Genomic DNA, 13,047 nt, shown 5'->3' on the forward strand with positions numbered 1-13,047 from the left:
TATGGAATACGTATTAAAGAGAATTCAAGAACGCCAGCAACGCAGCGCGCTGCTCGGCATTGAAAGACAAAACCTGTTGCTGCGCTGCTGCGGCTTCGCCGCCATGCCAGAGCACGGCTTCGAGCAGATTGCGGGCGCGGCCATCGTGCAAAAACTGGGTGTGGCCACTGACCGCCTGCGTCAGGCCGATGCCCCACAACGGCGGGGTGCGCCAGTCGCGGCCACTGGCCTGGAATTCGCTACGGTGGTCGGCCAGACCGTCGCCCATGTCATGCAGCAGCAAATCGCTGTAAGGGCGAATCACTTGATTGGCCAGTTCAGGTTCTGCGGCGTTGGCGGCGGTGGTGTATTTCGGGGTGTGGCAGGACTGGCATCCGGCCTGGAAAAACAGAGTCTTGCCGGCCAGCACCTCGGGGGCGCTGACATCGCGGCGGGCCGGGACGGCGAGGTTACGGCTGTAGAACAGCACCAGACGCAGGATGTTGTCGCTGACTTCCGGTTCGCCCTGCGCGCCATTGCCGTTGGGCGCTTGCTTGCAAGCGGTTTGCGCGGCGGTGCAGTCATCGACGGGGCGCAAACTGGTGGTGAGGCCCATGTCGCCGGAGAACGCATGAACGTTCTGTTGATTGAGGTTGGGTTGGCCGGCCTTCCAGCCGAATCGCCCGAGAACGGTTTTTTGCTGCGCGTCATCCCAGACCCGGTTCGGGCGTCCGGCGATCCCGTTCTTCGCTTTTGCCTGAGCCTCGGCATTGGCCAGGATCGCCTCGTCGGGGATCGCTTCGAGCAGGCCCAGGCCAATCATTGGCGGTGCGACCCTGGCCGAGAAGCGCGTGTCAGGGTGCATCGGGCCGTAGCCGAGCTGGGTGATCTGCAACGTCGGCTTGCGCAACTCGACTTCGGTGCCGTCCTTGAAGCGAATCGGAACGGGCGTGTAATCGACGCGCACTTTGCCTTCCGGCACGACACCCGGCACGGACATGTCCTGCAATTGTCCGCCGTAGACCGGTTCCGGGACGACACCGAGCTGCTCGATGACCCTGGCATAGGCCGGCGCATCGGGAATCGACAGGCGTACCAGCATCGACACGGCGTTCTGCGCATCAGGCGCGGGCGGATGACCGCGGCCGTCCTTGATGTGGCAGCCCTGGCATGCGTTGGTGTTGAACAACGGCCCGAGACCATCCCGGGCGGTGGTGGTCGACGGGGCGATCACCCAGGGACTACGGAAAAAGCTGTTGCCGACACTGAAGTCCACGCGCCGTGACGGCGGCAGGTTGGCAGACGGCAGGGAAAATGCGTTCTGATCGGTCTTGCGCACGGTTGCGCTGCCACCGGACCGGGCTTCACCGGGTTCGGCCTGGGTAAAACGCGGGGCGTCATCGCAGGCACTCAGGCCCAGGGCCAGAAACAGTGCGGACAAGCGAAGAGGCAGCGAGGGCATCAGACATCCTGCAAGACGAGCAAAACAAGGGCGCAAAGTCTAACAGGGCAGGGGAGATTGAATAAGAGGAATTATCGTTTGGTTGATGTAGCGCAGGGTTTACTTGAAACGGTGATCCCCTGTGGGAGCGGGCTTGCTCGCGAAGGCGGACTGTCAGCCAACATCAATGTTGAATGTAAAACCGCTTTCGCGAGCAAGCCCGCTCCCACATTTTGATCTGCGTTAGGGCCAATAAAAAGGCGACCCGAAGATCGCCTTTTTATTCAGCCAGCGTTGATCAGAATTCGTGATCAGCGTTGTCCGGGTTCAGGTCGCTGATGCCCAGTTTGCCAGCGGCGGCTTCGATCGAACCGGTCTGCTTGACCAGCGAAGCGATAGCGTCGCGCACGATCTGGTTGCCAGCGGTGTTGCCGGCGGCGATCAATTGGTCGTAGTGCTCACCCTTGTTGGCGTGATCGACCATGATCTGGATTTTGGCTTCGGTGGCGGCCAGGTCGGCTTTGAGCGCGGTGTCGGCAGCCGGGTCGGCTTTGGCCACCAGGGACGACAGGCTGGCGCCAGTCATTTTGGTGCCGTCGACGCGGGTGTATTCGCCCAGGTACACGTTACGAATGCCTTTGGCATCGTAGAAGTGCGAGTTGTGGGTGTTGTCGCTGAAGCAATCCTGTTCGTCTTCCGGGGAGTTCGCTTCCAGGGAAACCTTCATGCGCTCGCCCGCCAGTTCGCCCAGGGACAGGCTGCCCATGCCGAACAGCATTTTGCGCAGGCCGGATTCAGCTGGCTCGGTTTCCAGGGTGGCGCGGTAGTTGTCGGCCACGTTCGGCTTCCAGTTACCGACCATTTCTTCCAGGTCGCTGACCAGCAGTTGGGTCACCGACTTCAGGTAAGCGCGACGACGATCGTTATGACCGCCGGTGGCGCCTTTGCCTTCCAGGTAATCGGAAGCTGGACGGTTGCCGGCGCCAGGGCCGGTGCCGTTCAAGTCCTGGCCCCAGAGCAGGAATTCGATAGCGTGGTAGCCGGTGGCGACGTTGGCCTCGGAACCACCCAGCTCGTTCAGGCTGGCAAGTTTTGCCGGGGTGATATCTTTCACGTCGACCTTGTCTTCGCCGACCTGAACCTGGGTGTTGGCGATGATGTTGGCCGTGGCGCCCGGGTTACCCAGTGCGTGCTCGTAGGATTTGTCGACGTAGTCGATCAGGCCTTCGTCCAGCGGCCAAGAGTTCACCTGACCTTCCCAGTCGTCGATGATGGTATTGCCGAAGCGGAACACTTCGCTTTGCAGGTAAGGAACGCGGGCAGCGACCCAGGCAGCCTTGGCCGCTTTCAGGGTGTCGGCGTTCGGCTTGGCGAGGAAGGCGTCGACGGCGGTTTGCAGGGTCTTCGCGGTAGATTCGGCATCGCTGTAGACGGCGAAGACGATGTCGGCGTAATGCGCGACAACGGCTTTGGCGGCGGCCTCGTCGACTTTGCTGGCAGCGGCGGGTGCAACAGCCGGGGCCGTGGTGCTGGTGGCCGGCGTCGGTGCTTGCGCAGCGACAGCTTTGTCTTTGCCTTCGCCACAACCGGCGAGGGAAATAGCGATGGCCAACAGACTGGCGGTAGCCAGAGGCATACGAATCATGGCGAACATCCTGCTTCGAGAGGGGTGGAAAGGCGCAGCAAGCGCGCAAAACTGCGACATAATGCAAATCTTTCGCATTATCTGTAAAGGGTTGTACCTGGAAATATTTCTTATTCAGGGGGGAGTTGTGTCGTGGATCAAGAGCACGCAGCTTCGTTTCACTCGACAGCTGCTACAGAGTGAAACGAGGCTGCGATCTTTTGATTTCTACAAAATAGCCGCGTTACTGCGTTGGGCCTGTTTCAGATACGCGCTCAATTCCCGCGCCGGCAGCGGCTTGCTGTAGAGATAGCCCTGACCTTCGTGGCAGCCCTCGGAAATGATGTAGGCCTCTTGCTCGGGGGTTTCCACGCCTTCGGCAATCACCTGCATGCCCAGGCTCTTGCCCAGCTGGATGATGGCCCGAACGATGGTCGCGTCGTCGTCGTCATCGAGCAGGTCCTGAACGAAGCTCTTGTCGATCTTGATCTTGTCCAGCGGCAGGCTTTTCAGGTAGCTCAATGACGAGTAACCGGTGCCGAAGTCGTCGATCGCGATCAGCGCACCGGAGCGGCGTAGGCTCAGCAGGTGCTGGGCGGCCGTGCTGATGTCTTCCATCAAGCCGGTTTCGGTGACTTCCAGCTCCAGGCTGCGCGGTGGCAGGCGGTACATCTGCAGCAGGTTGTTGACCACCCGTGGCAACTCGGCGTGGTGCAACTGCACCGTGGACAGATTCACCGCCATGCGCAGGTCGACGAAACCCAGGTCATGCCACTCGCGCAATTGCTTGCACGCCTGATCCAGCACCCATTCGCCGATGGCGATGATGGTGCCGTTCTGCTCCGCCAGGGGGATGAACAAGTCCGGCGGAACCAGCCCGTGCTCGGGATGCTGCCAGCGAATCAGCGCCTCGACACCCACCACCCGGTGATCGCGATAGCTGATCTGCGGCTGGTAGACGAGGTAAAACTGACCACGGACCAGAGCGTCGCGCAGGTCTTTTTCCAGCTCGCGACGGCGGCGCATCTCGGTGTCGACGCTGGCGATATAGAACTGATAACGGTTGCGCGAGCGAGTCTTGGCCAGGGTCATGGTCTGCTCGGCTTTTTGCAGCAGTTTCTCGGTGCTGTCACCGTCCTCGGGGAACAGGGTGATGCCGATGGTGGCGCGCAGGCGAATCTCCTGATGATCGAGGGCAAAGGCCGCTTCCAGGTCATCGAGAATGCTTTGGGCCAGTTCGGCCGCTTCGTAGGGTTGTTCGATGTCGGCCTGAACCAGGGCAAACTGGTCGCCGCCGAGGCGGGCGAGGGCGCCAAGGCGTCCGCTGTGAGCTCGCAGGCGATCGGCCAGGGCCAGCAGCAGTTGGTCGCCGGTCTGGTAGCTGAATTGTTCGTTGATGCCCTTGAAGTCGTCCAGGCCGACCACCAATACCGCGACCCGACGTTGCAACTTGCCGGCGTCTACCAGGATTTTGTCCAGTTGCTGCTGTAATTGCTGGCGGTTCGGCAGGCCGGTGAGGAAGTCGTACTGGGCCATGCGTAGCAGGCTGTTTTCCGCTTCGTGGCGCAAATGGGTGTTGCGCTCGATGGACTCGAGCAACTGGTTGGCGGTGTTGATCCAGATTCCCAGTTCGTTCTTTTCGTGCCCCTTGAGCAGCGGGATTTTGTGTGCGCTGGGGCGATCCGGATTGATTTCCGTGAGGTGTTCGATGATCCGCGACAGCGGCTTGGTCAGCAGCCAGTGATAGACCAGGTACAGCACCAGCCCCATGGCCATTGCACGCAACACGCCGGAGATGAAGATGATCACCGAACTGACGATGAAACCCTGGCCGTAGGTGGCGGTGTCGAGGGTGATGCTCAGGTCGCCGTAATATTCGCTGTAAGGGCCGCGACCCACCAGTTGGGTGGTGAAGGTGCGTTCCTTGCCGAGGATCAGGTCGGTCAGCCAGCGACTGTCGGAATGCTGCAACTCGCGGGTCTTTTGCGCGAGCATGGCTTCGTTGGGATGGCCAATGGAGGCCTTGCGCACAGCGTCGTCCTGAAACAGGCCTTCGATCACTTGCATACCCATTTCCCGGTCCAGGCTGTAGACGGCCTGGGTCGAGGGGTCGCGGAACATGTCGAGGATGCGTTGGGCATCGCTGGCCACGGCCTGGCGTGTTTTATAGGCATCGAAAACGATCTGCGCGCAGCTCAAGACCACGCCAACGATCAATGCCGACAGGAGCACGACCCGGAGCAACTTCACCGACAAGCTGTTCTTGAGTTCCAGCTTCAAAGAGTCATTCCTTGTTCCGTGCGGGTAGCGTCAAGTTGTCTGAGTATTGGCAATCCGGTGATGGCAGTCAAAGGGACAATCAATCACATGGGGTTTTGCTTGTAGCTTGGCCGAAATGCTGGCGTTTGGACTATTTGCGCTGTTTGTACTGTGTCGGTTGTTGGAGCCTTCAACTTGAGGGGGATTTGGACATATTTTCCGTTTGGTTGATGTTAGACGGCTGTGGCGTTGGGGCAAGGGGCTGAAGACTGGTTTCATCGTGGGAAATCGGTCTGGTTTTTGCGGATGTACCTGTTGAGTGGTGAGGGGCGAAAGGCGAACGCCGATCCCCCTGTGGGAGCGGGCTTGCCCGCGATGGCGGCCTGACAGCCGACCAATCTCTTCCTGCCAAACATCCAATCCCTGTGGGAGCCTGCTCGCGAATGCAGGCGACACGGTCCTTCTACCGAACCTTATCCTCGCGCCCACGCAATATCCTATCCGGCATGGCAACCGCCGCCGCCAGCCCCAGCAGCGACACCGCCGCACTGACCATCAGCAAATGCCGGAACGTCAGCAGCAGCTCAGCGCGCAAGGCGTTCTGCGCATCTCCCGGCGCGGCGTTCAAACCATCGAGCAAAACGTTCCCCGAACTGCCCTCGGCAATCATCGAAGAGCCGGCCAGGTGGGCGAAACTTGAGTCCTGCAACAACGCCAGCAGCAGTGCCGACATCAACGCCACGCCCACTGCACCGCCCAGTGAGCGGAACAGGTTGGTGGTGCTGGTGGCGACACCGATGTCCCGTTGTGCCACCGAGTTCTGCGTTCCGACCAGGGACGTCGGGAACTGCATGCCGCTAGCGATCCCGCTGAGCAACATGAACAGACTACTGAGCACAAAGGCCTGGGGAGGACTGAACGCCATACCGAGAATCGAGATCGGCATGAGCAGGGCGCCGGTCAGAATCATGGGCTTGTAGCGCCCGGTCACCGAGGTCCGGCGGCCGGCGAAATACGCGCCGATCGGCAAACCCATCGCCAGCGGCAACAGGTGCAACGCAGCGCTGTCGGCCCCGGCGCCGGTCACGCTCTGGAAGCGCAGCGGCATCAACACAATCAGCGAGATCGCCTGGAAGCTGGTGAAGAAAATCGTGCACCAGCACAGGATCGCATTGCGATTGGCGAACAAATGCATCGGCAGCAGCGGCTCCCGTGCGCGGCGTTCATGCCAGACGAACAGCGCCAATACCAACACTGCACAACCGAGCAGGCCCAGCACGTCGGCACTGCGCCATGAATGGCCCTGGCCGACTTGGGTGATGCCCAGCAACAAGGCGGTCAAGCCGATGATCATCAGCACCGTGCCGAGGTAATCGATGATTGGTTTGCGTTGCGGCACTGGCAAACCCACCAGCGTTCGATTGGCCACCAGCCAGGCACCGAGGCCCAACGGCAGGTTGATCAAGAACACCCAGCGCCATGACAGGTACTCGGTCATGTAACCGCCGAGTACCGGGCCGGCCACGCTGGCCACGGCGTACATGCTGCTGAAATAGCCTTGATAGCGGCCGCGCTCCCGGGGCGGCACGATGTCGCCAATGATCGCCTGGCTGACCGAAATCATCCCGCCAGCACCGATGCCCTGAAGAATCCGCGCCAGCACCAGCTGCTCCATGCTCTGGGCCATGCCGCAGAAAAACGATGCGACCGTGAACAAACCCATGCCAAACAGCATCAACGTGCGGCGACCGTACAGATCGCCCAATTTGCCGTAGATCGGCACGGCCACCGTCATCGCCACCATGTAGCCGGAAATTACCCAGGCCAGCAGGCTGACGTCCTTGAATTGTGCGGAAATGGCCGGCATCGACACGGCGACGATGGTCTGGTCCAGCGCGCCCAGAAAGATTGCCAGCATCAGGGCGATCAACACGCTGCGAATGGCCGGTTTGGGCGTTTCAGGCTGGTTGAGATTGGTCACGGGTTTGAACCTGCGGACAGTGATTGACCCGCAAGGAGCAAGGCGAGCGGGGATGCTCGCCAGTGTAAGTCGGTAGCAGGCTATTCGATAGCCTCGTATGGAAGGCCGACGTAATTTTCTGCAATGGTTTTTCGACCGGCCTCGGAGTCGACGAAGTACTCCAGTTCTGACTCGGCAATCCGCTGGCTGAAGGCGTCGTGATCATCGAAACGGTGCAGCATCGAGGTCATCCACCAGGAAAACCGTTCGGCTTTCCATACCCGACGCAGGCAGACCTCGGAGTATTTCTCCAGCAAATCCACACGGCCTTCCCGGTAAACCTTCAGCAGAATGTTGAACAGCGTACTGACGTCGCTGGCCGCCAGGTTCAGGCCCTTAGCGCCGGTGGGCGGGACGATGTGCGCGGCGTCGCCGACCAGAAACATCCGCCCGTACTGCATCGGTTCGACGACAAAACTGCGTAACGGCGCGATGCTTTTTTCGATGGAAGGCCCCGTGATCAACGACGCTGCCAAGGCGCCAGGCAGACGGGATTTGAGTTCATCCCAGAAGCGCTGATCAGACCAGTTCTCGACGTGCTCGTCGGCCGGCACCTGGAGGTAATAGCGGGTGCGGGTGGCCGAACGCATGCTGCACAGGGCAAAACCGCGCTCATGCCGGGCGTAAACCAGCTCTTCGTGGACTGGCGGCGTGTCAGCGAGGATGCCGAGCCAGCCAAACGGATAGACCCGCTCGAACACTTTCAGGCACTCGGCGGGAATCGACTGCCGGGCCACGCCATGGAAACCGTCGCACCCGGCGATGTAGTCGCAATCGAGTCGATACAGCTCGCCGTCCTTCTCAAAAGTCACGAACGGCTCATCGGTTTTCATCCCGTGAGGAACGACGTTGCCGGCCTCGTAAATCGTTTGCGCACCGGCCTCCCGACGAGCGGCCATCAGGTCGCGGGTGACCTCGGTCTGACCGTAGATCATCACCGTTTTGCCACCGGTGAGGGCGTGCAGGTCGATGTGTACGCGGCGTCCGTCGAGGGCCAGTTCGAAGCCTGTGTGGACCAGCCCTTCGGCGTCCATGCGCTGTCCCACCCCGGCCTGGCGCAACAGCTCTACCATGCCTTGTTCGAGGACGCCGGCACGGATTCGTCCGAGCACATAGTCCGGGGTCTGGCGTTCGAGAATGAGGGTGTCGATGCCGGCGTTGTGCAGCAATTGGCCGAGCAATAAACCGGACGGACCGGCGCCGATAATGGCGATTTGGGTTTTCAGCATTTTCATTGTTTTTATGACTCGCAAGCTTCACACGACCAGGGCCTGTGAATAATTTTTATGGATCGAGTGCTTGCATTTTTCTCTCGCGAGTCTGTCAATTGAAGGGGAAAACTGAGCCGATACCTGTACATTCTGCCAATCGGTGCGATTATCGCCCGCCTACCCCCGAGGCCTGGATTGAAGTGATGAACAAGCCTGACCTACCTTCGATTCCAGTGTTCAAGCTCTACGGTGAAAGCCTGGATTGGCCGACCCCGGACTTGCTGCACTGTGAAACCATTTCCAAACGCAGCCGCGAACACCAATGGGAAATCAAACCCCACCGCCACGCCGACTTGTGCCAGTTGCTCTTCGTATTCAAAGGTCAGGCAGAGCTTGAAATCGAAGGCAAACGTACGCAGCTGACCGAGCCGGCGATCCTGGTTTTGCCGCCGTTGTCGGTGCATGGCTATCGGTTTTCCGAGGACGTCGAAGGGTTTGTCGTGACCCTTGCCGCGCCGCTGATTGCTCATCTTCAGGCGCAACTGGGCAACTCGGTGAACGCACTGGCCCAGGCCGAGAGTTATCCGGCGGGCAAGGAAGGCGAATACCTCAACAGTCTGTTTTCAGCGCTGCAAGACGAATACACCGGCCACCAGCCAGCTCGCGAAATGCTCATGCATTCGCTGGTCAGCGTGATCATGGTGTGGATCAGCCGCCAGGTGATTTCCCGCCGCAACGCCAGCCAGCGTCCGCAGCGTGCCCGGGAATACCTCAACGGTTTTATCCAACTGGTGGAAGAGACCTATCGCCAGCACGTCAAGGTCGAAGACCTGGCCCATCGGCTGGGGATTTCCGTGTCCCACCTCAACGGCACCTGCCGTGAGCTGGCGGGACAACCGGCGCTGCAGATCATGCACGAACGTCAATTGCTGGAGGCCAAGCGCTTGCTGACCTACACCAGCATGACCATTTATGAAATGTCCGACGTGTTGGGGTTCTCTGATCCGACCAACTTCACGCGCCTGTTCCGGCGTCGAGTGGGGATCTCGCCCAAGGCTTTTCGCGACCGCTTGAAAGCCGATCAGGGCAACGAGGCCTGATTCCCTTCTTTACTTGAGGGCGTTGAGGGTCGCGTTGTGGGGAATGCAGCGTTCGAAGTTGCAGCTTGCGTATTCACGGGGTACTTGTCGCAACTGCTCAACGCGCCAGGCCGCGGTGCCATACAGCGCGAGCGTGGCCGCGCAGGTGATGAAAATCGCGAGGTATCTTCTTGTTTTGATGTTCATGGCGTTGACCTCTGAACGAATACCCTTCGGTACTACTTTCAGCATAGGTCAGCGCCAGTGAGTTGCCAGCAACGCGGCTTGCGTATGTACCCCGACATTCAGAGCACTGATACCCCCTGTGGGAGCGGCGGTGCGGCGATCCGACTTGCTCGCGAATGCGGTGGGTCAGTCGCCATCATTGTTGAATGATCGACCGCTTTCGCGAGCAAGCCCGCTCCTACATTTTGATCCGGTTACAGGCCGATATCCCACTCCGGCTCCTCGGGGAATCTGAGCACCAGAAAATCCAGCATGCTGCGCAACGCCGCCGGCATGTGTTTGCGTGAGGCATACACCGCGTAAATGTTCATCTGCCGGGGTTCGGCGTGGGGCAGCAGGCGGATCAGTTCGCCGCTGTGGATATGCACGCCGGCCTGATAACTGGGGAGCATCGCCACCCCGGCGCCGGCCATTGCCGCGCGCGCCAACGTGCTGGCTTCGTTGGCGCTGATGTTGCCTTGCACCGGCACTGACACCTGCTCACCGTCCTCCTCGAAATGCCAGAGGCTTTTGCCGAAGTAGGAGTGGGTCAGGCAATTGTGCTGGCTCAGGTCTTCGACCCGCAGCGGTGTCGGGTGTTCGAGCAGATAAGCGGGGGAGGCGCAGATCACCGAGCGGCAGACTGTCAGCCGTCGCGCGATCAGGTTCGGGTCCAGGTCGTTGCTGGTGCGGATCGCCAGATCGATGCGCTCATCCACCAGGTTCACCGTGCGGTCGAGCATCTGCAGGTCGATGCTGACGCCGGGATAACGTTTGACATAAGCGGCCATGGCATCCGCCAGTTGTGCCTGACCGAACGAAGTACTGACGCTGATCCGCAGCAGCCCGCGCGGCGCATCGTCCGGTTCGGTGACAGCGGCTTGCATGTCTGTGGACAGGTCGAGCATCTGCCGACATCGAGGCAGGATTTCACTGCCGGCGGCGGTCAGGCTCAGCTTGCGCGTGGTGCGATGCATCAGGCGGGCGCCGACCCAATCCTCCAACTCCGCCAGATAGCGCGAAACCACTGGCCGAGACAGGTCCAGGTGATCGGCGGCAGCCGACTGGCTGCCGAGGTCAACCACCGTGACGAACACCCGCATTGCTTGTAGACGATCCATGATTTGCCCGCTTTCAGAAACAAACTATGTTCAAGCATCGCATTTTTTGTACTGAGTCATGCAACTAAGCTCTGTCCATCGCCAAGCACGGCATTCGGACACCGGAGCAACAGATGATCGGCTTCACCTCGCTTAAACGTATTTTGCTGGCCACCGCCACCCTCGGTTTCGCCGCCCACGCAGCGGCTGCCTCGACCCTGACCCTGGACGTCTACAACCCGGGCGACAAGGCGATCTTCCCGGTGACCTCGGTGTTGGTCAGCGGCGAGAAAGACGCGATTTTGGTGGACGCACAATTTGGCAAATCCCAGGCCGAGCAAGTGGTCGAAAAGATCCGCGCCAGCGGCAAGCAACTGACCACCATCTACATCAGCCACGGTGACCCGGATTACTACTTCGGCCTCGACACCCTGACCGCCGCATTCCCCAACGCCAAAGTGTTTGCCTCGCAGCCGACCGTGGACCACATCCAGAAAACCGTCGACGGCAAACTGGCGTTCTGGGGGCCGAAAATGGGCGCCGACGTGCCAGCCAAAACCATGGTGCCGGATGTACTCAAGGGCGACAGCCTGATGCTTGAAGGGCAGAAGTTGCAGGTGGTGGGGCTGGACGGCAAGCAGCCGGATCGCAGCTTCGTGTGGATTCCGTCGATCAAGGCTGTGGTCGGTGGCGTCGTCGTCGCAGAAAACATTCACGTGTGGATGGCCGACACCCAGACGCCGCAGTCCCATGCCGATTGGCTGACTACGCTGCATTCCATCGAAACCCTGAAACCGAAAACCATCGTGCCGGGTCATTACCTCGGTGAGAGCGCCCGTTCGCTGGCCGCCGTGCAGTTCACCGCCGATTACATCAAGGCCTTCGACGAAGAAACCGCCAAGGCAAAAGACGCTGCCGCGCTGATCGCCGCGATGAAAAAACGCTACCCGACGCTGGGTGAAGAAAGCTCGCTTGAACTGAGCGCCAAAGTCGCCAAGGGCGAGATGAAGTGGGGTGAATGAGTCATGTGGTGAGGGGATTAACTGTTGCTGTTGGACTTGTCTGTTGCTATTGGACTTGTCTGTGGCTGTAGGGCTTTCCTGTGGCGAGGGGATTTATCCCCGTTCGGCTGCGAAGCAGTCGTCAACGCTTGGGACTGCTGCGCAGTCCAACGGGGATAAATCCCCTCGCCACAGATAAATCCCCTCACCATAGGTAAAGCCTTCACCACAAAGTCCTTTCATCATCCAGATTTGTACTGATTCACCAACATCCAACTGGAGAATGTCATGAGCAAAATCGCAATCATTGGTGCCACCGGTCGTGCCGGTAGCCAACTGCTGGAAGAAGCCCTGCGTCGTGGTCACAGCGTTACCGCGATCGCCCGCGACACTTCGAAGATCGGTCAGCGTGCCGGTGTGGTCGCCAAGAATGTCGATGCCCTCGATGCCGAAGCGTTGCAAGCGGCAGTCGCTGGTCATGACGTGGTGATCAGCGCTGCGCACTTCGCGACCCTTCCTGCCAGCGCCGTGATCGGGCCGGTGAAACAGGCCGGCGTCAAACGCCTACTGGTGGTGGGCGGTGCCGGTTCGCTGTTGCTGCCGGACGGAACCCGGGTCATCGACAGCGAAGGGTTTCCGCAGGCGTACAAGGCTGAGGCCAGTGCCGGTGCGCTGTTCCTGGAAAACTTGCGGCAGGAAAAAGACCTGGACTGGACCTTTGTGTCGCCGTCGGCAGAGTTTGTCGAAGGTGAGCGCACGGGGACGTTTCGGGTTGGCAAGGATGATTTGCTGGTGAGTAGCGAAGGGCGGAGCTGGATCACTTTTGCCGATTATGCGATTGCGATGATCGATGAAGTGGAAGCGCCGAAGCATTCCCGCCAGCGGTTCACAGTCGGATACTGAATCCACTGAAAACTAATGTGGGAGCGAGCCTGCTCGCGAAGACGGACTTACATTCAACATAGATGTCGACTGTCTGGACGCCTTCGCGAGCAGGCTCGCTTGTATGGTAGGACTTGAAGGGAGGAGGAGGGACAAGGCTCGATTCCGACTGTTGACGCAGTACAGACCGTGGGAGATTTCGCCCCTCCTCCTTTCACCCAAGCGC

10 protein-coding genes are annotated in these 13,047 nt (G+C 60.0%); 3 read left to right on the forward strand and 7 right to left on the reverse strand.

The features are described 5' to 3' along the window. Window positions 1-13: 13 nt before the first annotated feature. The 5 genes from KW848_RS24870 to pobA form a co-directional block, all read right to left on the reverse strand. Window positions 14-1,441, reverse strand: a complete 1,428-nt coding sequence (locus KW848_RS24870) for a di-heme oxidoredictase family protein (RefSeq protein WP_218538385.1) — start codon at window positions 1,439-1,441, stop codon at window positions 14-16. A gap of 277 nt (window positions 1,442-1,718) precedes the next feature. Further along, the gene (locus tag KW848_RS24875; protein WP_218538386.1) at window positions 1,719-3,065 is read right to left on the reverse strand and encodes an imelysin family protein; all 1,347 of its coding nucleotides are present in this window, start codon (window positions 3,063-3,065) and stop codon (window positions 1,719-1,721) included. 207 nt (window positions 3,066-3,272) lie between these two features. After that, complete coding sequence (locus KW848_RS24880) at window positions 3,273-5,324, reverse strand: bifunctional diguanylate cyclase/phosphodiesterase (RefSeq protein ID WP_111451966.1); 2,052 nt, start codon at window positions 5,322-5,324, stop codon at window positions 3,273-3,275. Between the two features lie 442 nt (window positions 5,325-5,766). After that, window positions 5,767-7,284 carry an MDR family MFS transporter gene (locus KW848_RS24885; RefSeq protein ID WP_218538387.1) on the reverse strand — a complete coding sequence of 506 codons (1,518 nt, stop codon included), beginning with the start codon at window positions 7,282-7,284 and terminating at the stop codon, window positions 5,767-5,769. Between the two features lie 80 nt (window positions 7,285-7,364). Beyond that, the gene (gene pobA, locus KW848_RS24890; RefSeq protein WP_218538397.1) at window positions 7,365-8,549 is read right to left on the reverse strand and encodes a 4-hydroxybenzoate 3-monooxygenase; all 1,185 of its coding nucleotides are present in this window, start codon (window positions 8,547-8,549) and stop codon (window positions 7,365-7,367) included. A 188-nt stretch (window positions 8,550-8,737) separates the two neighbouring features. Here pobA and KW848_RS24895 point away from each other — a divergent pair, with 188 nt between their 5' ends. Then, on the forward strand, window positions 8,738-9,634 hold the full coding sequence (locus tag KW848_RS24895) for a helix-turn-helix domain-containing protein (protein ID WP_218538388.1): 897 nt from the start codon (window positions 8,738-8,740) through the stop codon (window positions 9,632-9,634). A gap of 9 nt (window positions 9,635-9,643) precedes the next feature. On the opposite strand, the gene KW848_RS24900 is transcribed toward KW848_RS24895, so the two are convergent. Beyond that, window positions 9,644-9,865, reverse strand: coding sequence for a hypothetical protein (locus tag KW848_RS24900; RefSeq protein ID WP_033053702.1), 222 nt, complete (start codon window positions 9,863-9,865; stop codon window positions 9,644-9,646). A 188-nt stretch (window positions 9,866-10,053) separates the two neighbouring features. Continuing rightward, complete coding sequence (locus KW848_RS24905) at window positions 10,054-10,959, reverse strand: LysR family transcriptional regulator (protein WP_218538389.1); 906 nt, start codon at window positions 10,957-10,959, stop codon at window positions 10,054-10,056. Window positions 10,960-11,072: 113 nt separating this feature from the next. On the opposite strand from KW848_RS24905, the gene KW848_RS24910 reads away from it, so the two are divergent. Further along, a complete protein-coding gene (locus KW848_RS24910; RefSeq protein WP_218538390.1) occupies window positions 11,073-11,960 on the forward strand; it encodes an MBL fold metallo-hydrolase in 888 nt (295 codons plus the stop codon). A gap of 267 nt (window positions 11,961-12,227) precedes the next feature. Further along, window positions 12,228-12,842, forward strand: coding sequence for an NAD(P)-dependent oxidoreductase (locus KW848_RS24915; RefSeq protein WP_218538391.1), 615 nt, complete (start codon window positions 12,228-12,230; stop codon window positions 12,840-12,842). Window positions 12,843-13,047 lie beyond the last annotated feature (205 nt).

This window comes from Pseudomonas sp. PDM25, from assembly GCF_019219045.1.
In the GTDB taxonomy this organism is placed as follows: Bacteria; Pseudomonadota; Gammaproteobacteria; order Pseudomonadales; family Pseudomonadaceae; genus Aquipseudomonas.